Origin of the sequence: Methylobacterium sp. ME121 (genome assembly GCF_000974725.1) — a bacterium.
GTDB classification, from domain to species: domain Bacteria; phylum Pseudomonadota; class Alphaproteobacteria; order Rhizobiales; family Beijerinckiaceae; genus Methylobacterium; species Methylobacterium radiotolerans.
The window spans coordinates 111536-135505 of sequence record NZ_BBUX01000012.1 but is presented as its reverse complement, the minus strand read 5'-3'; the positions used below and the strand labels follow the sequence as shown (position 1 = coordinate 135505).

The following is a 23970-nucleotide window of genomic DNA, read 5'->3' as shown; positions in this document are numbered from 1 at the left end:
GTCGTCGGGCTCGGCCGCGCGGCGTGTGGGAAGGAACGCTCTTCGGACGGAGAGATGCGCGCCCGACGCGGTGGGGCTACTTGCCCACAGGGCAGGCGCGCCGGTTCGATCCGGCGCGCCCGCGGCGATCAGACGAAGTGCTGGCCGCCGTTGATGGTCAGTGTCGAGCCGTTCACGAAGCCGGCCTCGTCGCTGGCGAGATACTCGACCGCGTGGGCGATCTCGTCGGACTCGCCGAGGCGGCCGGTCGGGATCGTCGAGATGATCTTGTTGCGGATGTCCTCGGGCACCGCCATCACCATCTCGGTGGCGATGTAGCCCGGCGCCACCACGTTGACGGTGATGCCCTTCGAGGCGCTCTCCTGCGCCAGGGCCTTGGCGAAACCGATCACGCCGGCCTTGGCGGCCGAGTAGTTGGTCTGCCCGGCCTGGCCCTTCTGGCCGTTGATCGACGAGATGATGATGATGCGGCCGAAGTTGCGGCTGCGCATGCCCTCGATCAGCGGACGGGTGCAGGTGAACATCGAGTCGAGGTTGGTCTTGATGACCGCCTGCCACTTCTCGAACGTCATCTTGTGGAAGGCGCCGTCCCGGGTGATGCCGGCGTTGTTCACCAGGATGTCCACCGGGCCGAGTTCGGCCTCGATCGCCTTGATGCCGGCCTCGCAGCTCGCGAGATCACCCACGTCGAACTTGAAGACCGGGATGCCGGTCTCGGCCTTGAAGGCGTTGGCCGCCTCGTCGTTGCCGGCGTAGTTGGCGGCGACCTTGTAGCCCTTGTCCTTGAGCCGCTTCGAGATCGCCGCGCCGATGCCGCGGGTGCCGCCCGTCACGAGGGCGACGCGTCCTTGAGCCATTGTTTCCTCCTGTTCGCATCACTTGATGCCGCGTGCGGATGGCGTCCGCACGCGATTTTTTCTGACTTCGGCCTTAAGTCTATGTTGTGAGCCGATACTGTCGTGACAGACCGATCAGGTCCGCTCGACGCACATCGCCACGCCCATGCCACCGCCGATGCAGAGCGTGGCGAGGCCCTTCTTGGCGTCGCGGCGCTTCATCTCGTGCAGCAGGGTGACGAGCACGCGGGCGCCCGAGGCGCCGATCGGGTGACCGATGGCAATGGCGCCGCCGTTGACGTTCACCTTCGCGTCGTCCCAGCCCATGTCCTTGTTCACGGCCAGCGCCTGGGCCGCGAAGGCCTCGTTGGCCTCGATCAGGTCGAGGTCGGACGGCTTCCAGCCGGCCTTCTCCAGGGCCTTGCGGGAGGCCGGGATCGGGCCGGTGCCCATGACCTTCGGATCGACGCCGGCGGTCGCCCAGGACTTGATCCGGGCGAGCGGGGTCAGGCCGCGGCGCTCGGCCTCCGAGGCCGACATCAGCACCAGGGCGGCGGCGCCGTCGTTGAGGCCCGAGGCGTTGGCGGCCGTGACGGTGCCGTCCTTGGTGAAGGCCGGCTTCAGCTTGGCCATCGCCTCGATGGTGGCGCCGTCGCGGATGTACTCGTCGGTGTCGACGACCGTGTCGCCCTTCTTGCCCGGCACGGTGACGGGGACGATCTCGTCCTTGAACCGGCCCTCCTTGCGGGCTGCCTCGGCCTTGTTCTGCGAGCGGGTCGCGAACTGGTCCTGCTGCTCGCGGGTGAGCTGGAAGGCCTGGGCGACGTTCTCGGCGGTCTGACCCATGTGGTAGCCGTTGAAGGCGTCCCAGAGCCCGTCCTTGATCATGGTGTCGACGAGCTTCACGTCGCCCATCTTCTGGCCGCCGCGCAGGTACTGCGCGTGGGGAGACAGGGACATCGATTCCTGACCGCCGGCCACGATGACCTTGGCGTCGCCATTGGCGATCTGCTGCATGCCGATCGCGACCGTGCGCAGACCCGAGCCGCAGACCTGGTTGAGGCCCCACGCGGTGGCCTTCTCGGGGATGCCGGCCTTGATGGCGGCCTGCCGGGCGGGGTTCTGGCCGGCGCCCGCGGTGAGGACCTGCCCGAAGATCACCTCGTCCACCTCATCGGGCGAGACCTTGGCCCGCTCCAGGGCGGCCTTGATCGCCGTCGCGCCGAGCTCGTGGGCCGGCACCGCCCCGAAGGCGCCGCCGAACGAGCCGACCGGCGTGCGCGCCGCCCCGACGATGACGATCTCTTCGCTGCCTGCCATGTGAACGTTCTCCTCTCGCGAGCCGGCGCGCCTCCACGTCCCGGGGCGCGCTCTGTGCCGGCTCTGGGATGAAGGGCTTGAGGTCGGCGAAGTCAAGGTTGTGCATCGATGCGCCAAACGCGCCGATGACGCGACCGCGAGACTGAAATGGCGCGGCCGCCCCGACCACTCTGCATTATTCTGCGTTGAAGAGCTGCAGTTTGCTGTTTTCTGCGCCCGGGGAAGGCTTTAAGGATCGTGTTGCGGGCGCGAAGACAGCCCCCGCCAGACAGCACCGCGCGTCTGCAACGCCCCCCGGTCCCGAGTCCAGAAAGGCCGTTCCCGATGGCGGATACCGTCAAGGCCACCCAGACCGTCATCAAGAAGTACGCCAACCGGCGCCTCTATCACACCGGCACCTCGACCTACGTGACGCTGGAGGACCTCGCCACGATGGTGCAGAACGGCGAGGATTTCGTCGTCTACGACGCGCGCACGGGCGACGACATCACCCGCTCGGTCCTCACGCAGATCATCTTCGAGCAGGAGAACAAGGCCGGCGCCGAGAACCTGCTCCCGGTGGCGTTCCTGCGCCAGCTGATCCGCTTCTACGGCGACAGCATGCGCACGATGGTGCCGAGCTTCCTCGAATTCTCGATGGCGAATTTCGCCAAGGACCAGGACGGCCTGCGCGAGAAGTTCGCCCAGAGCTTCGGTCCGGCAGCGTTCCAGAACGCCATCGAGCAGCAGGTGCGCACCAACATGAACTTCTTCGGCGACGCCATGAAGATGTTCACGGGCTTCGCGCCGCCCGCGCCCGGAGCCCAGCCGACGGCGCCGGCCCCGACACAGTCCGCGCAATACGGGGGCGGCGAGCTGGACGATCTCAAGCGCCAGATGCTGGAGATGCAGCAGCGCCTGGAGGCGCTCGCGAAAAAGTAATTCGGCCGGACCGGCCGGACGAAGGGTTGACGATCCGTAAACGTCGGCCCCACCTTTGCGACACGGGCACGGAAACGTGCGGAGAATGTGCGCATGGTGCGGATCGGAACAGTCAGCCGTCTCGGCCCGACACAGGTCCGCTCCACCCGGCGCGCGCCGGTCCCGGACGCGGACGGGTCCCCCGAGGCGGCGCGGACGGAGGTCCAGGCTCTCGCCTTGATCGACGGGGGCCGGTCCGACGAGTCGCCCGCCCCCCGGACAGCAGAACGCGCGGCCGCGGGGAGATCCCGCGCCGGCTTCATCGCGCAATTGCTGACGGCGGGTGATCCGACGCTGCTGCCGTCGCGCCTGGAACGGACCCGGATGGCCGCCGCGCGCTACGCGGAGGCGGCGCGGCGCCTCGCCTGAGGCGCCGCCCTCGCGAAGGCTCAGGCCTCGGCGGACTTCACCTTCAGCACCTGACGGCCGCGGTACATGCCGGTCTTCAGGTCGATGTGGTGCGGGCGGCGCAGCTCGCCGGAATCCTTGTCCTCGACGTAGGTCGGCGCCTTGAGGGCGTCGGCCGAGCGGCGCATGCCGCGGCGGGAGGGGGAGGTCTTTCGCTTCGGAACGGCCATGGCTGGATCCTTCGTGACGCCGCGGACAAAGCGGCGCGCGGGCGGCTCCTCGATCGAGGATCGCCACGCACACCGCGGGATACGGATGAGGGCCGGCTTATAGCTCCGGCGCCGGCCCGTGACTAGGGGTGCCGGACCACAACCGTTAAGCGCGGGTTCAATCGGGGCGGCGCAGTTCTGACGCGACGGCACCGCGGTGCGGGCCGCGCCTCTCGGGAGAACGCCATGGCCTCCTCCACCAAGACCCTCGCCCTCCTCGCCCTCCTGTCGAGCCTCGTCGCGGCTCCCGCCCTGGCGCAGGCGCCCCAGGCGCCGACGACCGCGGCCCCCGTGGCCCCCGCGAAGCCCGCGGCGCCGAGCGCACCGGTCGCCGGATCGCCGAACGCCGCCAAGGGGGCACTCATCGACCTCAACAGCGCCAGCGCCGAGGAGCTCGACGCCCTGCCCGGCATCGGCGCGGCCCGCGCGGCCGCGATCATCAAGGGGCGGCCGTATCGCGGGAAGGACGACCTCGTCTCCAAGAAGATCATCCCGAAGAATGTCTACGACGGCATCAAGGACAAGGTCATCGCCAAGCAGAAGTAGCCGCTACTCGGCGATCGCCCCCTGAGGCATGGAGAAGCCGGGGGGCGTCTTCGGGGCCGCGGCGGCCTTCGGCGCCGCGTGCCGGGGCGCCTTCTTGCGGGCCTCGGCCTTCGGCACCTTCGGCGCCTTGACGGCGGGCGGCGCCTCGCAGGCGCGGAACGTGAGCTGCGCCAGGGGCGTCCCCTCCTCGGTGACGATCGCGATCGGATCGGGGAAGGTCGGCAGCGTCGGCTCCCACTGGATCGGGCTGCCGAGCATCGCCTCGACGCCCGACGCGGCGCCGCCGCGCCGCAGCGTCGTGAAGTCCGGCCCGTAGGCGGTGGCGACCTTGCCGGCGATCACGACCTGGAGAACCTCGTTCACCTCGGTCGTCAGCGGCCTGAGCGGGTTCGTCGTGCGGACCTGCCCGGCCCGCGTGATCACCATCTTGAACCCCTTGGCGCTCTCGAACCGGGCCGCCTGCGTGCCGCAGGGCTGCTCGAGAGTCGGACCGGCGGCCGGCGTGGGGCTCGCCGCCCGAGGGTCGATCTGACCGGGCGTTGCTGGCGCCGCCGCCGCGGGCGCCGCAGGGACAGGCGGGACTTGGGCAGGCGGGACTTGGGCAGGCGGGACTTGCGCAGGCGCGACCTGGGCAGGCGCGGCCGGCTTGCCGGCGGGCGCCGACGGAACGCTCTGCATCATCGACAGGCAGAGAGGGCCGGCGAGCAGCAGCCCGGCCACCCCGCGCGCGCGCAGCCTCATCGCGCGGCTCCCGGCGGATCCCCGCGGAGCGGCTGGTTGCGCTGCGTCCGGTCGAGAGCTCGGATCGGCTCCAATTCAATCGCTTCCAGATCGAGCACCCGCGGGTCGAGCACCTGTGCGCTGCGGTCGATCGGGCTCTTGCGCGGTCCGACCGAGCCGATGAGCAGGTCCTCGTCCTCGATGTCGAGTTCGGAACCCATGCGCAGGGGCTCGCGCCGGCCGCGCGCCGCCATCGCGGCGACCGCGACGATGGCGACGGCGAAGACCAGAATAGCCAGGATGATGAACAGGCGCTCCATCAGGAGGCCAGCTCTAACCTGCGGTTCGGGCCACCGCCACCCCATCCAGGCCTCGATGTCTCCCCGCCGCGTCGCGGCCGTGTCCCCGATCGCGCGCGGAACGCTCCTTGCGTGGGCCGTCGGACCGGGTAGATGCGGGCAGACCGGAGCCGGGACCGACCGATGCAGCACGAGCCGAGCCGCGAGCCCGAGGAACTGGAGGCGCACCTCCTCGGCCTGATCGAGGCCGCCCGGGAGCAGGCCCGGGAGGATCCGTTCCGCAATCCCGTCCTGGCGGTGACCTTGGCGATCACCCGGCGCTTCGACCGGGACGAGATCTCGACCGGCGACCTGGACGGGCTGTTCGTGCGCCTGCGTGCCGCGGCCCTGGCGGCGCGGGCGGAGCGGCTGCGCGCCTATGTCGGGCTCGACGCCGGCCCGGACGACCCGCAGGCGGGAATTCCCGCCCGGCTCGTGGCGGCGGCCCCCGACCGGGCGGACAGCGTCGAGACCTTCGCGGCCCTGATCCACCGCACCGCCTTCGCGGTGGTGTTCACGGCCCACCCTACCTTCGGCATGCCCCGGGCTGTCGCCGGCCTCCTCGCCGAGGCCGCGAGCCTGTCCGACGCCAAGGACCGCGCCGGGCTGATCGCGCGCGCGGCGGCCCTGTCGACGCGGCCGGACGCGCCGATCACCCTGGATGTCGAGTTCGAGCAGGCCTGCGCGGCGGCCAATAACGGCCGGCTCGCCCTCGACGCCTTCAACGGCGCCCTGCTCGACGCCGCCCGCGCCCGCTGGCCGGACCGCTGGACGGAGCTGACGCCACGCCCCTTCGCCATCGCCAGCTGGGTCGGCTGCGACACCGACGGGCGGACCGATATCGGCTGGTGGGACACCCTGCGCTACCGGCTGATCTCGAAGCGCATGCAGTTCGACCGGGTGATGCGCGACCTGCCGGAGATCCCCGCCTGCCGGGAGGTCCGGGCCCTCGCCGAGAACGCCCTGGCGGCGGTGAACCGCCAGCTCACCGTGGCGCCGCGCCTCGGTGACCAGCCGTCCCTCGAGGCGGTGCACCGCTTCGCCCTGGCGCTCATCATCGAGCGCGAGCGCGCCCAGACCGATGCCGGCGCCCTCGTCGCCGGGCTGACCCAGGCCCTCGAGGCCGCCGACGACGCGGGTGACCAGCGCCGGATCGCCATCCTGCGCGCGGGGGTCGCGACGCACGGCCTGTCGAACGCCCTGCCGCATTTCCGGCTGAACGCGAGCCAGATCCACAACGCGGTGCGGCGGGTGATCGACCTGGAGGGCGAGCCCACCGACGCGGCTCGGCGCCGCTCGCACCTCGCGACGATCCACACCCTGCTGAACGACGTCCGCCCGGTGGCCGTCGATTTCGGGGCGCTCGCGGCCGAGCGGGCCTCGGCGGCGCGGCTGATGATGACGATCGCCCAGATCCTCAAGCACGTGGACGGCACCCATCCGGTGCGCTTCCTCATCGCCGAGACCGAGACCGGCTACACCCTGCTCGCGGCCCTCTGGCTCGCGCGCCACTACGGCATCGCCGACAAGCTCGAGATCACGCCGCTGTTCGAGACGGCGAGCGCCCTCGAGCAGGGTATCCGGGTGCTCGACGACGCCCTGCGCAACCCGCACTGGCGGCAGTATCTGAAGCGCATCGGCCGGCTCACCGTGCAGTTCGGCTACTCCGATTCGGGCCGCTACGTCGGCCAGCTGGCGGCGACCTTCTGGATCGAGCGGCTGCGGCTGCGCATCACCGAGATGCTGGTCCAGAACGGCCTGTCCGACGTCGAGCTCGCGATCTTCGACACGCACGGCGAGTCGATCGGGCGCGGCGCCCATCCGACCTCCCTGCGCGACCGCCTCGCCTACCTCGCCCCAGAGGATGCGCGGGACCGGGCCCGCAAGGCCGGCATCCGGGTCCGGCTCGAATCGAGCTTCCAGGGCACCGACGGCTACCTGCTGTACGGCACCGAGGCGCTGGCGCGCGCCAGCGTCGCCCGCATCGCCGAGCACGTCTACGCGCTCGACGTGACGGAGGAGGATTCGTTCCCGGACTACGCCTTGAACGACCGGCCGAAGGCCTCCGACGGCAGGGTCGATCCGATCTACGCCGAGCCGGATTTCGCCCTCGAGTTCTTCACCGCCGCCCGCCAGGACATGGAGGCGCTGGTCGACGACCCGGGCTACGCCGCCCTGCTCGGCACCTTCGGCCCGAGCCTGATCGACCGGACCGGGTCGCGCCCGGTGGCGCGCCAGACCGACAACGGCGGCCCGGCGCGGATCACCCATCCGCGCCAGATGCGGGCGATCCCCAACAACGCGATCCTGCACCAGCTCGGCTTCCTGGCGAATTCCCTCCACGGGATCGGACGGGCCGCCCAGCGCGGCCCGGACCTGTTCCGCGACATGCGGCGCGATTCGGTGCGCTTCTCCCGGGCCTTCCGGCTGGTCCAGCACGCCGCCTCGGTCGGCGACCTCGACGTGCTGCGGGCCTACATCGACACCCTCGACCCGGCCGTGTGGCTGGAGCGGGCGCGGCGCACCCAGAAGGATTTCCGCCGGGACGAGCTCGTGGTGATCTCGGGGGCGCTGGAGCGCCTCGACCTCGCCCCCGCGCTGCGGAACCTGTTCGGACGCCTGACCCGGGACTGGCTCGCCCTGAGCGCGGCCGCCCCGGACCTGCCCGCCATGTCGGCCCGGCTGACGCTGCTCCACGCCCTGCGCCTCGCGCTGATCCACCGGATCTGGTTCCTGGCGGTGCACATCCCGGGCTTCCGGCCGCAGGCGGGCATCTCCCGCGAGCAGCTGCTGGAGCGCTTCCTGCGGCTGGACATCGACGGCTGCCTGAAGCTCCTCGACGCGATCTTCCCGGTCACGCCGGACCCGACGCTCGGCCTCAATTTCGGCGAGCCGGCCGGCCCGCGCGACGTCGGCACCTACGAGTCCGAGCACGCCAACCTGTTCCAGCCGATTCGCCGGATGTTCGATCAGGTGCGGGAAATCTCGGGGATGATCCAGCACGAGGTCGGGGCGTTCGGGTAGGCGCGGCCCTCAGGCCGCCTCCACGCGCAGGACCGTGCCGCCGATCCCGGTGACGCGCACCCGCCGGCCCGCCGGCAGGTCGGGCCCCTCGACCCGCCACAGCGTGTCGTCGAAGCGGATCCGGCCCGCGCCCCGCACGATCGGCTCGTCGAGCACCCCCTCGCGCCCGATCAGGCCCCGGTCGGCCCGGTTCAGCTCCGGCCCGGTACCCTTGCCGCGCCGCTGGAGGCGCGTCGCGAGCGCCACCAGGGCGACGGCGAGACCGGCGAACAGCAGGGTCTGGCCCTGCCAGGGCATGGGGAGCGCCGCCGCCGCGAGGCCGGTCGCGACGGCGGCGAGCCCGAGCCAGATCAGGAACACGCCGGGCAGCAGGATCTCGGCACCGGCCAGCACGAGGCCGGCGATCACCCAGCTCCAGGCCGCCCCGAGGGCCTCGAAGGTTCCGGCGAGGGAGGCGATCGTCACCGGCGTCAGGCCCGCGGCGCAGCGACGTTCGGCGGGGTCCCGGTGCGCCGGGGCGCGGCGGCGCCGTCGCCGAAGACCGAGCGGGTGAGTTCGCCGATGCCACCGAGGGTGCCGGCGAGCGCCGCCGCCTCGATCGGCACCACCACGACCCGCTGGTTCGGCGCGGTGGCGATCGCCCGCACGGCGTCGACGTACTTCTCGGCCACGAGGAAGTTCGCCGCCGCGATGTCGCCCTCGGCGATCGCCCGGCTGACCATGCCGGTCGCCGTCGCCTCGGCCTCGGCGGAGCGCTCCCGCGCCTCCGCGTCGCGGAAGGCGGCCTCGCGCCGGCCCTCCGCCTCCAGGATCGCCGACTGCTTGCGCCCCTCGGCCCGCAGGATCTCGGCGGCGCGCTGCCCTTCCGCCTCCAGGATCGAGGCGCGCTTCTCGCGCTCGGCCTTCATCTGCCGGGCCATCGCCCCGGCGAGATCGGCCGGGAGCACGATGTCCTTGATCTCGATCCGGTTGATCTTGACGCCCCAGGGCGAGGCCGCCGCGTCCATCACCCGGAGCAGGCGCTCGTTGATCTCGTCGCGGTGGGCGAGGAGCTGGTCGAGATCCATCGAGCCGACCACGGTGCGGATATTGGTCATGGTCAGCGTCGTGGCGGCGAGGTCGAGGCTCGAGACCTCGTAGGATGCGCGCGCCGCGTCGAGGACCTGGTAGAACACGACCGCGTCGATGGTGACGCCGGCATTGTCGCGGGTGAAGGCCTGCTGGCTCGGCACGTCGATGACCTGCTCCATCACGTTGACCTTGCGGCCGACGCGCTCGACGAAGGGCGTGATCAGCCCGAGTCCGGCGTCGAGGCTGCGGGCGTAGCGGCCGAAGCGCTCCACCGTGTAGACGTAGCCCTGGGGCACGATCTTCACGCCCGCGGCCAGGGTGACGATCGCCAGCGCCGCCACGCCCACGGCGAACACGCTGAGCCCGAACGGAAGCCCCATCGACACCCCTCCCCTGCCGACGCCACGGCCGGCGCGGCCCCGCAGCCTAACAGGCCGCTCCGGGCTCCGCGACCGCGGGCCTCAGGGGCGCCCGGGGGGCGTGCCGCGCCGCGGCGTGAACGGCCACCCGCTCATCTCGATCATCAATGGTTCAGGCCGCCGCGCTTACGAAGCCGGGAAGCGTCGCGTTCGTCGTCGCTCAGACCCCGTCGAAGCAACGCTTGTTGAAGAAACATTCGGCATGATCCCCGCCACCCTCGCCGCGGAAAGAAGTCCTTTCACGCCGCTGCGGGCGGCAGAAATCCCCACCCAACCGGACTCGGTGCGCGCGTGAAGATCGCTGTCCTCGCACATCTGAAATACCCGATCGGCCAGCCCTATGCCGGCGGCCTGGAGATGCACACGCACCTCCTGACCGTCGCGCTGAAGCGGCACGGGCACGACGTCACGCTGTTCGCCAGCCGCGGGTCGGACCCGGCGCTCGATCCCGTGACGCTCTGCGATCCGACCGGGGACGCGCTCCTCGATCCCGAGCGCGAGGAGGTGATCGACCGCACCGAGGAGGACGCCTACCGGCGCATGATGGAGATGGTCGCGGCCGGCGGCTTCGATCTCGTCCACAACAATTCCCTGCACGCGCTGCCGCTGCGCGAGAGCGCCCGGCTGGGCCTGCCCTGGGTGACCGTGCTGCACACGCCGCCCTTCGAGTCCCTGGTCAGCGGCGTGGTCCAGGCCGATCCCGACATGGCCTTCCTGGCGGTCTCGCCGTCCCTGGCGCAGGAATGGGCGCATCTCGTGCCCGGCGCCCAGGTGGTCGACAACGGGGTGGACCTCTCGACCTTCGCGTTCTCACACGCTGCCGACGATCCGCCCTTCGCCTTCTGGTCGGGCCGGATCGTGCCCGAGAAGGGGCTGCACCTCGCGATCGACGCGGCCCGGGCCGCCGGGCTGCCGCTCACCTTCGCGGGTCCCAAGCTCAATCCCGGCTACTGGGCCGCCGAGATCGCCCCGCGCCTCGGTCCGGACCTGACGCATCTCGGTCATCTCTCCCACCGGGACCTCGCCCACCATCTCGGCCGGGCCCGCGTGGCGATCGTCTCGCCGCGCTGGGAGGAGCCCTTCGGCCTCGTCGTGGCGGAGGCGCTCGCCTGCGGCACCCCGGTGGCAGCCTTCCGCCGCGGCGCCATGCCCGACATCCTGGACGCGTCCTGCGGCCGCCTCGGGCGCCCGGACGATCCGCAGGATCTCTCGGTGGCGATCCGGGAAGCCGCCGGCCTGTCGCGCCGGGCCTGCCGCGACCGCGCCGAGGCGCTCTACGACGCCGCCGCCATGACCGGGCGCTATCTGGAAGCCTACGACGCCGTGATCGCGCGCTGCGCCGAGCGGGCGCGGCCGGCCCTGCGCGTCGCCGGAGGACGCGGCTGAACGGCGCGGATCCGCGCGCCGCAATCCGCACCCGAGCCCGGAGCCCGGCGGCATGACGGGCCGCCCTCGACCTCCGCGGCGCACGAGGGTGCCACGGGAGACCTGTCATGACCACCGACGCCGATCACCCGGCCCCACCGCCCTGCGTCGTCTGCATTCCCGCCCGGAACGAGGCCGAGCGCCTGCCCCGCCTGCTCGCCTCCCTGGCGGCGCAGAACGGCGTCTCGGCGCGGGCGCCGCTGCGCGTCGTGGTGCTGGCCAACAATTGCACGGACGGGACCGTCCAGGCGGTGCGGGACGTCGAGGCCTCGGGCATCCTCGCGACGCTGACCCTCCGGCTGATCGCGGTCGACCTCGTCGGCGCGGACGCCCATGTCGGCACGGCCCGGCGCATGGCGCTCGATGCCGGTGCCGACTGGCTGGAGGCCGACGGTGAGCCGGACGGCATCCTTCTCACCACCGACGCGGATGCCCGCCTGCCGGCCGAGTGGGTGGCGGCCAATCTCCGCGCGCTGGAGGCCGCGGACATCGTGGGCGGCCGGCTGGTGATCGACGACGACGGCACCCCGGACCCCGCCCTCGCAGACCTGCACGCGCGCATCGAGCGCTACTGGTCCGGCGTCCGCCGCCTGGAGGACCTGCTCGACCCGCCGCCCCACGATCCGGCCCCCCGCCACGGCGACCATACCGGCGCGAGCCTCGCCGTTCCCGCGATCCTGTACCGGGCCGTGGGCGGACTGCCGGCGCTGCCCTGCGGCGAGGACAACGCCCTCGTCGGGCTGCTGCGCGCCAACGGTGCGCGCCTGCGCCACTGCCCGGACGTGCAGGTCCTGGTCTCGTCCCGCCATCAGGGACGGGTCTCGGGCGGCATGGCCACCGAGATGCTCCGCCGGACCCGCGTCCTCGACGGAGAGGCCTACCTGCTGCCGGAGGCGGCCCACTGGCAGGCGCTGATCCTGCGCCGCGCGGCCCTCCGCCGGGCCTTCCCCCTCGACCCCCAGGCCCGCGCCGCGGCCTGCGCGCGGCTCGGGCTCGACGCGGAGGATCTCGCCGCCGTCGGGGCCTGCCCGAACGACATCGCCTTCGTGGAGCGGGCCGACCGGATCCTCGAGTCGCGCAGCCCGCCCGCGCGGGAATGCGCCCTCGATCTGGCGGTCGCCGATCTCGACGCCCTCGCCCTGTCCTTGAGGGACGCCGCGTGACCCGCGGCATCGGCTGGTACGTCCACCACCAGGGCGCCGGCCATCTCCAGCGGGCCCGGGCGGTCGCGGGCGCCCTGAACCGGCCCTGCACCGTCCTCGGCACCCTTGCCGGGTTCGACACCGCAGGCCTCGACATCGTCGACCTGCCCGACGACCGCCCCCTCGGCGACGCGGCCTTCGACGGCCGGGACGGCGCCATCGAGCGGCCCGAGGCCCTGCACTACGCGCCGCTCGACCATCCGGGGGTCCGCGCGCGGATGGCGCGCATCGCCGCCTGGGCGGAGCGGGCCGACCCGGCCCTCCTGGTCGTCGACGTCTCGGTGGAGGTGGCGATCCTGGCGCGTCTCCTGTCGGTGCCGACCCTGGTGGTGCGCCTCGCGGGGACACGGACCGACCGGCCGCATCTGGAGGCCTTCCGCAGCGCAACGCGGCTGCTCGCCCCCTTCCCCGCCGCGCTCGACGGCGCGGCCGTGCCGGACTGGGTCCGGGCCAAGACGCTCTACGCGGGGTTCCTCGGCGCGCCGGCGCAGGCCCCGCCCGAGTTGGGGCGCGAGATCGTGGTGGTGTTCGGCCGGGGCGGTGCGGGCGGCAGCCTCGCGGAGCTCGCCGCGGCGGCGCGGGCGGTACCGGACCGGCCGTGGCACGTCCTGGGACCGGTCTCGGGCTCGGGCCCCGTGCCAGACAACCTGCACCTGCACGGCTGGGTCCCCGACGTCGAGGCGCGGGTCGCGCGGGCGGCTTTGCTGGTGGGCGGCGGCGGCGACGGCGTCGTTGCCCTGGCCGCCGCGCAGCGGAAACGCTTCCTCTGCCTGCCGGAGGAGCGGGCCTATGGCGAGCAGACCGAGAAGGCCGAGGCGCTGGCCCGGCTCGGGGCCGCGGTCGTGCATCCCGGCTGGCCCTCGCCCGCGGCGTGGCCGGGCCTGATCGCGGCGGGCCTCGCCCTCGACCCCGCGTTTATCGGCGGCCTGCACGATCCGGACGCGGTCCGGACCTGCGCCGCGACGATCGACGACCTAGTGCGGCGCCTCTGATCGGTCGGCCAGCGAAGATCCGAACGTCGGCAGCGCCGAAGCGGGATCCGCTCCGGCGCGGGTAGCGCAGTCCGAGATCAGGAGATCAGGTCGAGCTTCGCCGCCTCGATCCCGTCGGCGCGGATCGCGTCCGGCAGGGACGAGAAATCGCGATATCCCGCCTCGCGCGCCATAGCGTCGAGGGCCGTCTGCTCATCGGCAGCCGCGCCAGTCCAGAGCACCGCGCCGCTCTTTTTCTGTCTAATCTGGAAAATGCTCATCGATCCCTCCCCGGTCCCGAGAAGACCATCGATCTATTAACGTCGCTATTCGTGGCGGGTTGCAGCTGGATCGATCTAAACCGCCGCGCTCCGGCCGCCACGATGACCTGCGGCGCGAGGCCCGGCGACGGCCTCGCGCGACGGCGCTATGCTCGGCACCGTCCAGGATGGCTCGCCATGAAAACGCCGACCTGCCCAGCGAGGGAGAGGCAATACCCGTCCAGCGCCGACTGTGAGGTCCCCGCCGTGAACTCCGTCCGTTGGCGCGCGTCTCGCCTCAGTCTCCTGTGCGGGCTCGCGATGCTCGCGGCGGCGCCGGCCCGGGCGGTCGAGACCGCCGCCGTTCCCGACGCCGCCGCCATCGCGCCCGCGGTCACGGTCGTGCCGGCCGAGAGCCGCGAGATCGTCGAGCGGGCCGTCGTCACCGGCACACTGGTCCCCCGGGACGAGATCCTCGTCTCCCCCGAGGTCGAGGGTCTGCGCATCACCGATCTCCTCGTCGAGGAGGGTGACCGCGTCACCAAGGGACAGGTTCTCGCCAAGCTGTCGCTGGAGATGATCGTCACCCAGGAGGCCTCGAACGCGGCGGCGATCGCCCGCGCCGAGGCGGCCATCGTCCAGGCCCGGAGCCAGATCGTCCAGGCGGAGGCCGCCAACCTGGAGGCCAAGCAGGCGCTCGAGCGGGCCCAGGCGCTCGCCAAGACCGGCAACGCCACCGCGGCCGTGCTGGAACAGCGCGTCTCGGCGGCGCAGGGGGCGGAAGGCCGCCTCGCCGCCGCCAGGGGCGGCCTGCAATCGGCCCAGGCCGACCTCGCCACGGCGCGGGCCGCCGGGGCCGAGATCGCCCTGCGGCGCGCCCGCACCGACATCCGCGCCCCCGAAGCCGGGATCGTCAACCGCCGCACCGCCCGGATCGGCGCCACCGCCACGGCGGCGGGCGAGCCGCTGTTCCGGCTGATCGCCCGGGGCGAGATCGAATTGGAGGGCGAGGTGCCCGAGACGTCGCTGGCGCGCATCCACGTCGGCAATCCGGCGAGCCTCGACCTCGATGACGGTCGCCGCCTCGCCGGCAAGGTGCGCCGGGTCTACCCGGAGGTCGACCGGGCGACGCGGCTCGGCAAGGTGCGCATCCGCCTCGGCGATGATCCGGCCCTGCGCATCGGCGCCTTCGCGCGCGGCAGCGTGGAGATCGCGCGCCGCACCGGCATCGCCGTCCCGGTCTCCAGCCTGCTCTACGCGGCCGACGGCCGCGCCAGCGTGCTCGTGGCGAGGGACGGGCGCGTCGAGGCGCGGCCCGTGACCACGGGCCTCTCCGCCGACGGCTTCACGGAACTCCGCTCCGGCGTCGCGGCCGGCGAGAGCGTCGTGGCCCGCGCCGGAAGCTTCCTGCGCGACGGCGACCGCGTGCGCCCCGTCCCGGCCGCCACCAGCACGCCGATCGCCGACGCGGCGCCGCGGTAGGACGAGTCGAAGGATCCGGCCATGCGCCTCAACGTCTCCGCCTGGGCGATCCGCAAACCCCTGCCCTCGGTGGTCCTGTTCCTGGTCCTGATGATCCTCGGGCTGGTGAGCTTCCGCTCGCTGCCGATCACCCGGTTCCCCAACATCGACATCCCGATCGTGTCGGTGACGATCACCCAGTCGGGTGCCGCGCCCGCGGAGCTTCAGACCCAGGTCACCAAGTGGGTCGAGGACTCGGTCGCCGGCGTGAAGGGCGTCAAGCACATCCTCTCGACGATCACGGAGGGCACCTCCACCACCACGATCGAGTTCCGCCTGGAGGTGAACCAGGATCGGGCGACCAACGACGTCAAGGACGCCATCGCCAAGATCCGGCAGAACCTGCCGCGGACGATCGACGAGCCGATCGTCTCGCGCGTGGAGATCGCCGGCCTGCCCATCATGGTCTACGGCGCCTCCGCGCCCGCCATGACGCCCGAGGACCTGTCGTGGTTCGTGGACGACGTCGTCGCCCGCGGCCTGCAGAGCGTGAAGGGCGTCGGCGGCGTCGAGCGGCTCGGCGGCGTCGCCCGCGAGATCCGCGTCACCTTGAAGCCCGACCGCCTGCTCGCGCTCGGCATCACCGCCGCTGACGTGAACCGGCAGCTGCGCCTGACCTCGGCCGACATGGCGGGCGGCCGCGCCGAGGTCGGCGGCCAGGAGCAGTCGATCCGGGCGCTCGCCGCCTCGGCGAGCCTCGAGACGCTGGCCAAGACCTCCATCGTGGTGCCGGGCAACCGCAAGGTCCGCCTCGACGAGCTCGCGACCCTGTCGGACACCGCCGAGGAGCCCCGCACCTTCGCGCGCTTCAACGGCGAGCCGGTGGTCGCCTTCGCGATCTCCCGCGCCAACGGCGCCAGCGACGCGGACGTGTCGGTGGGCGTCGCCAAGAAGATCGCGGCGCTCCACGCGGCCAACCCCAACGTGCGGTTCGACCTGATCGACACCAGCGTCGACAACACGATCGGCAACTACCACTCCGCCATGATGGGCCTGATCGAGGGCGCCATCCTCGCGGTCGTGGTGGTGCTGCTGTTCCTGCGGGACTGGCGCGCGACCCTGATCGCCGCGGTGGCGCTGCCCCTCTCGGTGCTGCCGACCTTCTGGGTGATGAGCGCGCTGGGCTTCTCGCTCAACGCCGTCAGCCTCCTGGCGATCACGCTGGTCACCGGCATCCTGGTGGACGACGCGATCGTCGAGATCGAGAACATCGTCCGGCACATGCGGATGGGGAAATCGCCCTACCGCGCCGCCCTGGAGGCCGCGGACGAGATCGGCCTCGCGGTCATCGCCATCACGGCGACGATCATCGCGATCTTCTCGCCGGTGTCGTTCATGGGCGGCATCGCCGGCCAGTACTTCAAGCAGTTCGGCCTGACGATCGCGGCGGCGGTGTTCATGTCGCTGCTCGTGGCGCGCCTGATCACGCCGCTGCTCGCGGCCTACTTCCTGCGCGATCACGGGCCGGACCACGAGCGGGACGGCCTCGTGATGCGCGGCTACACCCGCCTGGTGGCGTGGTCGGTCCGGCACAAGTTCATCACGCTGGTGCTCGGCATCGCGTGCTTCGCCGCCTCGATCGCCTCCACGGGCCTGCTGCCCGCGGGCTTCCTGCCGGCGGAGGACCAGGCCCGCACCCTGTTCGTGGTCGAGCTGCCGCCGGGAGCCCGCCTCGCCGACACGGTCCGGGTCACGGACCGCATCGAGGAGAAGGTCCGCGCGCTGCCCGAGGTGAAGAGCGTGTTCGTGGACGGCGGCCGCCAGCTTCCGGCGAAGAAGGAGGTGCGGCTCGCGAGCCTCACCATCAACCTCGTCCCGAAGAACACCCGCCACAGGACCCAGAAGCAGCTCGACGCCGAGGTCGCGGCGATCCTGCGGGAGGAGCCGGACCTGCGCTTCTGGGCGCTGCGCGAGGGCGGCCAGCGCGACCTCGCGCTGATCATCGCCGGGCCCGACAAGGCGGTGGTGGCCGAGGTCGCCGCAAAGCTCCAGCGCGAGGCCCAGCAGGTCCCGCACCTCGTCAACGTCATGTCGACGGCGCCCCTCGACCGGACCGAGGTCCGGATCCGGCCGAAGCCCGCCGTGGCGGCCGATCTCGGCGTCAGCACCGACACCATCGCCGAGACCGTGCGGGTCGGGACGATCGGCGACATCGGCATGAACCTCGCCAAGTTCAACGCCACCGACCGGCAGATCCCGATCCGCGTGCAGCTCCCCGAGAGCGTGCGCGGGCGGCTCTCCGACCTCGAGACCCTGAAGGTGCCGGTGAAGGGCGGGACGGCCGTGCCGCTCGCGACGGTGGCCGACATCAGTCTGGGCCAGGGCCCGACCGGCATCGACCGCTACGACCGCGCCGTGCGCGTCGCTCTGGAGGGCGACATGCAGGGCAGCGACGCGCTGGCCGAGCTGATCGGCCAGGTGATGAACCTGCCGACCGCCAAGAACCTGCCGCCCGGGGTCACGATCAGCCAGACCGGCGACGCCGAGGTGATGGGCGAGGTCTTCGAGGGCTTCGCGCTGGCCATGGGCGCCGGCCTGATGATGGTGTTCGGCGTGCTGATCCTGCTGTTCGGCAACTTCCTGCAGCCGCTGACCATCCTGTTCTCGCTGCCGCTCTCCATCGGCGGCGCGATCCTGGCACTGCTGATCTGCCACATGCCGATCTCGATGCCGGTGGTGATCGGCATCCTGATGCTGATGGGCGTCGTGACCAAGAACGCCATCATGCTGGTGGATTTCGCCGTCGAGCAGATCCGGGCCGGCGTCGACCGGAACGTCGCGATCGTCGATGCCGGCCGCAAGCGCGCCCGGCCGATCGTCATGACCACGATCGCCATGGCGGCCGGCATGGTCCCGTCCGCGATGGCCTACGGGATCGGCGGCGAGTTCCGCGCGCCCATGGCGGTGGCGGTGATCGGCGGGCTGATCGTCTCGACGGTGCTGTCGCTCGTCTTCGTGCCGGCGATCTTCGTGCTGATGGACGACCTGTCCCGCCTGCTGACGCGGCTGTTCGGCCGCTTCGTGGGCGAGCGCGACGATCCGGAGGATGCCCCCGTCTACGATCCGGCCCATCCGGCCAACGACGGGCACCCGCCGCCACGGATCGCCGCGGAGTAGAGCGGTTCAGCGCGGGACGCGCACGCTGTCCCGGAGGAGCGACGCGCGGGAACCCGGATCCGGGCCCCTGTCGACCGGCGGCGCATTGCGTCGCGCGCCGCGATGGGCTGTGACTCGGCCCCGCCGAATCAACGGAGACGAGCGAGACGATGTCGGGTGGTCACGGGGCGATCGAGGGGTCGAACAAGCGCGTGGCGCTGCTGATCTCGGTGCTGGCGCTGTTCCTCGCGTTCAGCGAGACGCTGGGCAAGGCGTCCCAGACGGATTCGATCGGCGCCAACGTCGAGGTCGCGAACCAGTGGGCCTATTTCCAGGCCCGCACGATCCGCGCGACGGTGCTCAAGACCGCCGACGAGGCCCTGGCGCTGGTGCCCCCGGGGCCGAACCAGGACGCGATCGCCGCCAAGCGCGCCGAGTGGTCCAAGACCCTGGCGCGCTGGGATTCCGAGCCGTCGACCGGCGAGGGCCGCAAGGAACTGTCCGAGAAGGCCCGCGCGTCCGAAGGCCGGCGCGACCTCGCGCTGCTGCGCTACCACCATTACGAATTGGCTTCGGCGGCCTTCCAGATCGGCATCGTGCTGGCGTCGGCCGAGGTGATCACCGGGATCAGCCTGTTGGTCTTCGCCGGCGGATTCCTGGGCCTCGCCGGGGCGGCGCTGCTCGGCTTCGGCTACCTCGCGCCGCACGCCCTGCCGTTCTTCCACTGATCGGCGTCGGCCACCGGCAGCGACGTAACGCCACTCCCGTTCCCGATCGATTGAACCCGCGCGCCGCCGGGCTGGACGCGCGGTTCGGAAGCTGATCGTCTCGGCACATTCCAGGGGGGAATGATGTCCGAACACTCAGAAGATCAGGGCCGCCTGACGAAGATCGCCAGCGCGATCTTCCTGCACACCGAGCACGCCATCTACGCGGCGCTCGGCATCCTGTTGGCGCTCACCGCCCTCGTGGCGCTGATCGAGGCCGCCGGCATGACTTGGGAGGCGATGCGGGCGCTTGGCGGCGCGCAGCAGATCCTGGAGGTGATCGACCGGCTCCTCTTCCTGCTGATGCTGATCGAGATCCTGCACACGGTGCGGGTCTCGATGCGGTCGGGGACGCTGACCTGCGAGCCGTTCCTGATCGTCGGGCTGATCGCCTCGATCCGGCGGGTGCTGGTCATCACCCTGCAATCGTCGGAGATCATGCACGCCAAGGACTGGTCGCCGGAGAAGCAGGCGCTGTTCCAGGCCTCGATGATCGAGCTCGGCGTGCTGGCGGGCCTGATCCTCACGATGGTGTTCGCGATCTTCCTGCTGCACCGCGCCCGCGACGATGGCAGGCCCGCGGGCGAGGAGAAGCCCGAACACGTGTCCTGACAGCCGTGCCGGCGCGCGGTCGGGCGCCGGCGGGATGGGCGGTCAGTTCATCCGCAGGATCGCGGCGTTGAGGAGCGTCGCGAACGCGACCCAGGCCGCGTAGGGGACGAGGAGCCAGGCCGCGAGCCGGTCGAAGCGCCAGGTCAGCCGGATCGTCCAGAGCACCATCACCAGCAGCATCGCGACGACGATTAGCCCGGCGCCGATCGCGTGCGCGGTGAAGAAGACCGGGGTCCAGGCGGCGTTGAGGGCGATCTGCACCAGGAACGCCGCGAGGGCGAGCCACCAGCCCTCGCGGCTCGGCCCGGTGCGCGGCATGGCGCCGAGCAGCCGCCAGAGGGAGACCGCGATCATCGTGTAGAGGATCGTCCAGGCGACCGGGAACACCCAGTTCGGCGGGTTGAAGGCCGGCTTGTTCAGGCTCGCGTACCAGCCCGGGATCTCGGCCTGGGTCGCCATCGAGCCGACGGCCGCGGTGGCCGCCACCGGCAGGATCGCGGCGGCGAGGCGCAGCCAGCGCGGCAGGGGCGATCCTCCGGGGACGTGTGTGGCGGCGGTCATGATCGTCGGTCTCCACCGGGCGCGGCGTGTGGCGCGGCTTGCCGGGGGCCACGCGCCGTGGCACGCGCCCGTCTCCATCCGCCGAGAATCGCCAGATGTCACAGCCTTACGCGCCGCAGGGTCGGTCGGATACCCGGAGCGACGCCGAGCCGGACTTCACGCGCCGGAGCCTCGCGGCCCAGGCCATGGGCCGGATCGAGCCGGAGACGCGGGCGGTGGTCATGCCGCTCCACGTCGCCACCACCTTCATCCGCGATCCCGACAACGGCTACAGCTCCGGCTACAGCTACGCGCGGCCCGACAACGCCACGGTGCGTGAGGCGGAGTCGGTCCTGGCGATGCTGGAGGGCGCCGGCGCCGGCGCGCTGCTGTTCGGCTCCGGGATGGCGGCGGCGACCGCGGTGTTCGGCGCGCTGGAGCCCGGCGACCACGTGGTCGCCGGCACGGTCATGTACTGGGCGCTGAAGCGCTGGCTGCGCGAGGAGGCGCCCCGGCGCGGCCTCACACTGACCTTCGCGGACACGGACGATCCGGACGCCCTGCGCGCCGCGATCGAGCCCGGCCGGACCAAGCTCGTCTGGATCGAGACACCCGGCAACCCGCTCTGGACGGTCACCGACATCGCCGCTGCGGCCGAGATCGCCCACGCGGCGGGGGCGCGGCTCGCCGTGGATTCCACGGCCGCCTCGCCGGTCCACACCCGGCCCCTGGAACTCGGCGCCGACATCGTGATGCACTCGGCCACCAAGATCCTCAACGGCCATTCCGACGTGGTGGCGGGCGTGCTGGCGGGCGCGCGGGCCGACGCGTTCTGGGAGCGGATCCGGGGGATCCGCGCCGGCAGCGGCGGCATCCTCGGGCCCTTCGAGGCCTACCTGCTGATGCGCTCGCTCCGGACCCTGCATCTCCGGGCAGCCGCGCAGGCGGCGGGCGCCCTGCGCCTCGCCGGGCGCCTGAGCGGACACCCCCACGTGACCCGCGTCCTCTACCCGGGTCTCCCGGACGATCCCGGCCACGCGGTCGCCTGCCGGCAGATGCGGGACGGGTTCGGCTTCATGCTGTCGATCCGGGTGGCCGGCGGCGAGGCCGGCGCCATCGCCACGGCGGCGCGGGTGCGGCTCTGGAAGCGGGCGACCTCGCTCGGCGGCGTCGAGAGTCTCATTGAGCACCGCGCCTCGGTGGAAGGCCCGGGCAGTCCCTGCCCGCCGGACCTGCTGCGCCTGTCCGCCGGCATCGAGGACACGGACGACCTGTACGGCGATCTCGATCAGGCCCTGCGCGGCGCCCACGCGGGGTGATCGTCGCGGGCGCTTGGTGCCGAACGGGTTCCTGGCGCGTTGTGCCGGCAGTTCCGGCGGCGCGAACCGCCACAGATCGCGAGTCTGACGACATGACGACCCGTTTCCGCACGATGGTCCCCGGCACCTTCGCGCTGCTCACCCTGGCGCTCGCGTCGGCCTCCGCCCGGGCCGACGCGGTGCCCGATCTCGACGTCGAGCGCACCTGCCAGTCGGCCCAGGTCACGAACACGACCATCAGCGACAAGGCGAATTACGACGGCTGCATCCGCTCCGAGCGCGACGCCAAGAAGGAGGCCGAGCGGCACTGGAGCAGCTACACGCCCGCCGCCAAGCGCCAGTGCCAGAACCAGTTCAAGGCGGGCGGCTTCCCATCCTACGTCGAGATGGTGACCTGTCTGGAACTCGCCTCCGGCACCGTGCCGACGCAGAGCACCGAGGGCGGCCGCGCCGTCGGCGGGCCGGGCGCGCCGCAGGACGTCAAGGTGCAGCGGGAGGGCGGCGCCAATCTGACCAAGGAGCCGCCCGCGAGTCAGCGCACGGATCCGATCAAGGTGCTGGAGAACAAGTAAGCCGACCTCGACGCCGTCAGGCGCGCACGCTGCTGTAGGCCGTCGTCACGTAGGGGAAGTCGAGCGTCGCTCGGCCGGCGAGTTCGGGCGTGTCGGCGATGAGGGCCCGCACCGCTGCGGCGACGCGGGCGCGCTCGGCGCTGGGAAGCGCCGCGATGAAGCTGACCGAGAGCGTGCGATCGAGGATCACGGCCTCGGGGGTGCCGCTGTGCGCGTGCCGCCAGCACCGCTCGCGCAGCGGCCCGAAATCCGGCGCGGGAAACGGGGCCCGCCACGCGCCGGTGCGGTAGCGCGGCGCGCCGCCCTCGTGCGGATCGGTGATCCGCGACAGGGCGGCGACCCAGGGCACGGTCTCGTCGCGCACGTTCCAGATCAGCCCGAGCCGGCCGCCGGGACGCAGCACCCGGGCGATCTCGGTGAGCGCGGCGGCCGTGGCGAACCAGTGGAAGGACTGGGCGCAGACCACCGCGTCGAGGCTCGCCGCGTCCAGCGGGATCGCCTCCGCGGTCCCGGCGAGGGCCTCGACCTCCGGATGTGCGCCCGCGATCCGCGCGCGCATGGCGTCGACGGGCTCCACCGCGACGACGGAGGCTCCGGTCGCGCGCAGGGTGGGCAGGAACTTGCCGGTGCCCGAGCCCAGGTCGAGCACCCGCCGCCCCGGCCCGAGACCGAGATCCGCCGCGAGCCAGCCGGTCACGGCCGCCGGATAATCGGGGCGGCCCGTCACGTAGGTGTCCGCCTCGGCACCGTAGCCCTGCGCGGCGGCGCGGTGAATCGCCGATCCCCTCTCGTCCGACATGCCAGCACAGCTCCCGACGGTGCGCGACGCGGCGCGCCAGCGTGCTATGGGCCGAGTCGCCCCCCGCGCACCAGACCCTTCTCCCGCCGGCCCCGTGAACGCCCTCGCCATCATCGCCCCGATCTTCGGGATCGTCCTGATCGGCTGGGCGGCCGCCCTCGCGGGGCTCCTCTCCGACAAGGTCAGCGACGGGCTGTCGGAATACGTCTTCGCCGTCGCGGTCCCGGCGCTGATCATCGCCACGCTGACCAAGCCCGGGATGAGCGGGACCGTCGCGTGGTCCTACTGGGTCGCGTATTTCGGCGGCGCGGCGATCTCGTGGTTCGTCGGCACGCTGATCGCCCGGCGGCGCGCCGGGATCGAGCGGCGCGGCGCGATCCTCCACGGCTTCGCGGCGAGCCAGTCGAACACGGTGTTCGTGGGCGTCCCGATGATCCTCCAGGCCTACGGCGAGGAGGGTGCCTTCCCGCTGTTCATGCTGCTCGCCGTCCACCTGCCGCTCATGATGGGCAGCGCCACCTTCCTGATCGAGTCCGATTCCGGCCTGCCGGTCCTGGCGCGGATCCGCGGTCTCGCCCTGGTGCTCCTGCGCAACCCGATCTTCGTGGCGCTGCTGATCGGCATGGCCATGAAGGCCCTCGGCCTCGCGCCGGCCGGCATCGCCCGGTCGCTGATCGACGCCTTCGCGGGCACCGCCTCCACCTGCGCGCTGGTGGCGCTCGGCGCCGGCCTGAAGCGCTACCGGGTACTGTTCGACCTCAAGGGTGCCCTGGTGATCGCGCTCCTGAAGAATCTCCTCCACCCGCTCGCGGTCTGGGTCCTGGCCTTCCACGTCTTCGCCATGCCGGCCGCCTACGCGGGCGTCGCCACCCTGTTTGCCGCCATGCCGGTGGGGATCAACGCCTACCTGCTGGCGGCGCGCTACCGGACCGAGACCGGCATGGTCGCGGCCTCGGTCCTGGTCTCGACCCTCCTGGCGCCGCTCACCACGCTGGCCTGGCTCACGCTCCTCGGCCGGGCGTGACGGCAACGCCC

General features: G+C 72.1%; 25 protein-coding genes. 15 read left to right on the top strand and 10 right to left on the bottom strand.

From position 1 onward, the window contains the following. Positions 1 to 128 precede the first annotated feature (128 nt). Both phbB and ME121_RS11280 read right to left on the bottom strand, forming a co-directional pair. Positions 129 to 857: an acetoacetyl-CoA reductase gene (phbB, locus tag ME121_RS11285; protein WP_012322022.1), complete on the bottom strand. Its 729-nt coding sequence runs from the start codon at positions 855 to 857 to the stop codon at positions 129 to 131. A gap of 114 nt (positions 858 to 971) precedes the next feature. Continuing rightward, a complete protein-coding gene (locus ME121_RS11280; protein ID WP_012322021.1) occupies positions 972 to 2156 on the bottom strand; it encodes an acetyl-CoA C-acetyltransferase in 1185 nt (394 codons plus the stop codon). A gap of 324 nt (positions 2157 to 2480) precedes the next feature. Between ME121_RS11280 and phaR the strand changes: the two genes are divergently transcribed. Continuing rightward, positions 2481 to 3077 carry a polyhydroxyalkanoate synthesis repressor PhaR gene (gene phaR / locus ME121_RS11275; protein ID WP_012322020.1) on the top strand — a complete coding sequence of 199 codons (597 nt, stop codon included), beginning with the start codon at positions 2481 to 2483 and terminating at the stop codon, positions 3075 to 3077. Positions 3078 to 3170: 93 nt separating this feature from the next. Next, complete coding sequence (locus ME121_RS11270; protein WP_059408855.1) at positions 3171 to 3485, top strand: hypothetical protein; 315 nt, start codon at positions 3171 to 3173, stop codon at positions 3483 to 3485. Between the two features lie 20 nt (positions 3486 to 3505). On the opposite strand, the gene rpmF is transcribed toward ME121_RS11270, so the two are convergent. Then, a complete protein-coding gene (gene rpmF, locus ME121_RS11265; RefSeq protein WP_003601373.1) occupies positions 3506 to 3694 on the bottom strand; it encodes a 50S ribosomal protein L32 in 189 nt (62 codons plus the stop codon). Between the two features lie 225 nt (positions 3695 to 3919). Between rpmF and ME121_RS11260 the strand changes: the two genes are divergently transcribed. After that, on the top strand, positions 3920 to 4279 hold the full coding sequence (locus ME121_RS11260) for a helix-hairpin-helix domain-containing protein (RefSeq protein WP_012322018.1): 360 nt from the start codon (positions 3920 to 3922) through the stop codon (positions 4277 to 4279). Between the two features lie 3 nt (positions 4280 to 4282). Here ME121_RS11260 and ME121_RS11255 read toward each other — a convergent pair whose 3' ends face one another. Further along, a complete protein-coding gene (locus tag ME121_RS11255; RefSeq protein ID WP_012322017.1) occupies positions 4283 to 5020 on the bottom strand; it encodes a hypothetical protein in 738 nt (245 codons plus the stop codon). Beyond that, positions 5017 to 5319, bottom strand: a complete 303-nt coding sequence (locus ME121_RS11250) for a hypothetical protein (RefSeq protein ID WP_024828288.1) — start codon at positions 5317 to 5319, stop codon at positions 5017 to 5019. The genes ME121_RS11255 and ME121_RS11250 overlap by 4 nt, the downstream gene beginning before the upstream one ends. A gap of 162 nt (positions 5320 to 5481) precedes the next feature. Between ME121_RS11250 and ME121_RS11245 the strand changes: the two genes are divergently transcribed. Beyond that, positions 5482 to 8361, top strand: coding sequence for a phosphoenolpyruvate carboxylase (locus ME121_RS11245; protein WP_029359170.1), 2880 nt, complete (start codon positions 5482 to 5484; stop codon positions 8359 to 8361). A 9-nt stretch (positions 8362 to 8370) separates the two neighbouring features. Here the strand turns inward: ME121_RS11245 and ME121_RS11240 are convergent, their stop codons facing one another. Further along, on the bottom strand, positions 8371 to 8826 hold the full coding sequence (locus ME121_RS11240; RefSeq protein ID WP_012322014.1) for an NfeD family protein: 456 nt from the start codon (positions 8824 to 8826) through the stop codon (positions 8371 to 8373). A 5-nt stretch (positions 8827 to 8831) separates the two neighbouring features. Next, complete coding sequence (locus ME121_RS11235) at positions 8832 to 9812, bottom strand: SPFH domain-containing protein (RefSeq protein WP_024828289.1); 981 nt, start codon at positions 9810 to 9812, stop codon at positions 8832 to 8834. 115 nt (positions 9813 to 9927) lie between these two features. On the opposite strand from ME121_RS11235, the gene ME121_RS33555 reads away from it, so the two are divergent. The 4 genes from ME121_RS33555 to ME121_RS11220 all read left to right on the top strand — a co-directional run bounded on the left by ME121_RS33555 (position 9928) and on the right by ME121_RS11220 (position 13470). Continuing rightward, positions 9928 to 10146 (top strand): hypothetical protein, encoded by a 219-nt coding sequence (locus ME121_RS33555; RefSeq protein ID WP_133250894.1) that lies wholly within the window; start codon positions 9928 to 9930, stop codon positions 10144 to 10146. Then, entirely contained in the window at positions 10143 to 11237 is a 1095-nt protein-coding gene (locus ME121_RS11230; RefSeq protein ID WP_012322012.1) for a glycosyltransferase family 4 protein, read from the top strand. Before ME121_RS33555 ends, ME121_RS11230 begins: the two co-directional genes overlap by 4 nt. A 107-nt stretch (positions 11238 to 11344) precedes the next feature. After that, entirely contained in the window at positions 11345 to 12439 is a 1095-nt protein-coding gene (locus ME121_RS11225; protein WP_059408854.1) for a glycosyltransferase family 2 protein, read from the top strand. Beyond that, positions 12436 to 13470 (top strand): glycosyltransferase, encoded by a 1035-nt coding sequence (locus ME121_RS11220; protein WP_059408853.1) that lies wholly within the window; start codon positions 12436 to 12438, stop codon positions 13468 to 13470. Before ME121_RS11225 ends, ME121_RS11220 begins: the two co-directional genes overlap by 4 nt. A 77-nt stretch (positions 13471 to 13547) precedes the next feature. Here the strand turns inward: ME121_RS11220 and ME121_RS11215 are convergent, their stop codons facing one another. Then, positions 13548 to 13730: a hypothetical protein gene (locus ME121_RS11215; RefSeq protein ID WP_012322009.1), complete on the bottom strand. Its 183-nt coding sequence runs from the start codon at positions 13728 to 13730 to the stop codon at positions 13548 to 13550. A gap of 177 nt (positions 13731 to 13907) precedes the next feature. Between ME121_RS11215 and ME121_RS11210 the strand changes: the two genes are divergently transcribed. The 4 genes from ME121_RS11210 to ME121_RS11195 all read left to right on the top strand — a co-directional run bounded on the left by ME121_RS11210 (position 13908) and on the right by ME121_RS11195 (position 19705). Next, positions 13908 to 15191: an efflux RND transporter periplasmic adaptor subunit gene (locus ME121_RS11210; protein WP_059408852.1), complete on the top strand. Its 1284-nt coding sequence runs from the start codon at positions 13908 to 13910 to the stop codon at positions 15189 to 15191. A 21-nt stretch (positions 15192 to 15212) separates the two neighbouring features. Next, positions 15213 to 18347 carry an efflux RND transporter permease subunit gene (locus tag ME121_RS11205; RefSeq protein ID WP_059408851.1) on the top strand — a complete coding sequence of 1045 codons (3135 nt, stop codon included), beginning with the start codon at positions 15213 to 15215 and terminating at the stop codon, positions 18345 to 18347. A gap of 149 nt (positions 18348 to 18496) precedes the next feature. Next, on the top strand, positions 18497 to 19054 hold the full coding sequence (locus ME121_RS11200) for a DUF4337 domain-containing protein (protein ID WP_059408850.1): 558 nt from the start codon (positions 18497 to 18499) through the stop codon (positions 19052 to 19054). Between the two features lie 123 nt (positions 19055 to 19177). Continuing rightward, positions 19178 to 19705 carry a phosphate-starvation-inducible PsiE family protein gene (locus ME121_RS11195; RefSeq protein ID WP_012322005.1) on the top strand — a complete coding sequence of 176 codons (528 nt, stop codon included), beginning with the start codon at positions 19178 to 19180 and terminating at the stop codon, positions 19703 to 19705. Between the two features lie 42 nt (positions 19706 to 19747). Here the strand turns inward: ME121_RS11195 and ME121_RS11190 are convergent, their stop codons facing one another. After that, positions 19748 to 20266 carry a TspO/MBR family protein gene (locus ME121_RS11190; RefSeq protein ID WP_012322004.1) on the bottom strand — a complete coding sequence of 173 codons (519 nt, stop codon included), beginning with the start codon at positions 20264 to 20266 and terminating at the stop codon, positions 19748 to 19750. Positions 20267 to 20361: 95 nt separating this feature from the next. Here ME121_RS11190 and ME121_RS11185 point away from each other — a divergent pair, with 95 nt between their 5' ends. Together ME121_RS11185 and ME121_RS11180 are read left to right on the top strand one after the other, a co-directional pair. Further along, positions 20362 to 21564: a trans-sulfuration enzyme family protein gene (locus tag ME121_RS11185; RefSeq protein WP_059408849.1), complete on the top strand. Its 1203-nt coding sequence runs from the start codon at positions 20362 to 20364 to the stop codon at positions 21562 to 21564. A gap of 92 nt (positions 21565 to 21656) precedes the next feature. Next, positions 21657 to 22136: a hypothetical protein gene (locus tag ME121_RS11180; RefSeq protein WP_012322002.1), complete on the top strand. Its 480-nt coding sequence runs from the start codon at positions 21657 to 21659 to the stop codon at positions 22134 to 22136. Positions 22137 to 22152: 16 nt separating this feature from the next. On the opposite strand, the gene ME121_RS11175 is transcribed toward ME121_RS11180, so the two are convergent. Next, on the bottom strand, positions 22153 to 22935 hold the full coding sequence (locus ME121_RS11175) for a class I SAM-dependent methyltransferase (protein WP_059408848.1): 783 nt from the start codon (positions 22933 to 22935) through the stop codon (positions 22153 to 22155). A gap of 94 nt (positions 22936 to 23029) precedes the next feature. Between ME121_RS11175 and ME121_RS11170 the strand changes: the two genes are divergently transcribed. Next, the gene (locus ME121_RS11170) at positions 23030 to 23959 is read left to right on the top strand and encodes an AEC family transporter (protein WP_043074922.1); all 930 of its coding nucleotides are present in this window, start codon (positions 23030 to 23032) and stop codon (positions 23957 to 23959) included. Positions 23960 to 23970 lie beyond the last annotated feature (11 nt).

Excerpts from the sequence above, each read along its gene's own strand:
- phaR (WP_012322020.1), top strand. The coding sequence starts at position 2,481 with ATGGCGGATACCGTCAAGGCCACCCAGACCGTCATCAAGAAGTACGCC.
- ME121_RS11180 (WP_012322002.1), top strand. The coding sequence starts at position 21,657 with ATGACGACCCGTTTCCGCACGATGGTCCCCGGCACCTTCGCGCTGCTC.
- ME121_RS11250 (WP_024828288.1), bottom strand. The coding sequence starts at position 5,319 with ATGGAGCGCCTGTTCATCATCCTGGCTATTCTGGTCTTCGCCGTCGCC.
- ME121_RS11205 (WP_059408851.1), top strand. The coding sequence starts at position 15,213 with ATGCGCCTCAACGTCTCCGCCTGGGCGATCCGCAAACCCCTGCCCTCG.
- rpmF (WP_003601373.1), bottom strand. The coding sequence starts at position 3,694 with ATGGCCGTTCCGAAGCGAAAGACCTCCCCCTCCCGCCGCGGCATGCGC.
- ME121_RS11235 (WP_024828289.1), bottom strand. The coding sequence starts at position 9,812 with ATGGGGCTTCCGTTCGGGCTCAGCGTGTTCGCCGTGGGCGTGGCGGCG.
- ME121_RS11185 (WP_059408849.1), top strand. The coding sequence starts at position 20,362 with ATGTCACAGCCTTACGCGCCGCAGGGTCGGTCGGATACCCGGAGCGAC.
- ME121_RS11255 (WP_012322017.1), bottom strand. The coding sequence starts at position 5,020 with ATGAGGCTGCGCGCGCGCGGGGTGGCCGGGCTGCTGCTCGCCGGCCCT.
- ME121_RS11270 (WP_059408855.1), top strand. The coding sequence starts at position 3,171 with ATGGTGCGGATCGGAACAGTCAGCCGTCTCGGCCCGACACAGGTCCGC.
- ME121_RS11245 (WP_029359170.1), top strand. The coding sequence starts at position 5,482 with ATGCAGCACGAGCCGAGCCGCGAGCCCGAGGAACTGGAGGCGCACCTC.
- ME121_RS11190 (WP_012322004.1), bottom strand. The coding sequence starts at position 20,266 with ATGACCGCCGCCACACACGTCCCCGGAGGATCGCCCCTGCCGCGCTGG.
- ME121_RS11280 (WP_012322021.1), bottom strand. The coding sequence starts at position 2,156 with ATGGCAGGCAGCGAAGAGATCGTCATCGTCGGGGCGGCGCGCACGCCG.
- ME121_RS11225 (WP_059408854.1), top strand. The coding sequence starts at position 11,345 with ATGACCACCGACGCCGATCACCCGGCCCCACCGCCCTGCGTCGTCTGC.
- ME121_RS11195 (WP_012322005.1), top strand. The coding sequence starts at position 19,178 with ATGTCCGAACACTCAGAAGATCAGGGCCGCCTGACGAAGATCGCCAGC.
- phbB (WP_012322022.1), bottom strand. The coding sequence starts at position 857 with ATGGCTCAAGGACGCGTCGCCCTCGTGACGGGCGGCACCCGCGGCATC.
- ME121_RS11215 (WP_012322009.1), bottom strand. The coding sequence starts at position 13,730 with ATGAGCATTTTCCAGATTAGACAGAAAAAGAGCGGCGCGGTGCTCTGG.
- ME121_RS11200 (WP_059408850.1), top strand. The coding sequence starts at position 18,497 with ATGTCGGGTGGTCACGGGGCGATCGAGGGGTCGAACAAGCGCGTGGCG.
- ME121_RS11175 (WP_059408848.1), bottom strand. The coding sequence starts at position 22,935 with ATGTCGGACGAGAGGGGATCGGCGATTCACCGCGCCGCCGCGCAGGGC.
- ME121_RS11260 (WP_012322018.1), top strand. The coding sequence starts at position 3,920 with ATGGCCTCCTCCACCAAGACCCTCGCCCTCCTCGCCCTCCTGTCGAGC.
- ME121_RS11210 (WP_059408852.1), top strand. The coding sequence starts at position 13,908 with ATGAAAACGCCGACCTGCCCAGCGAGGGAGAGGCAATACCCGTCCAGC.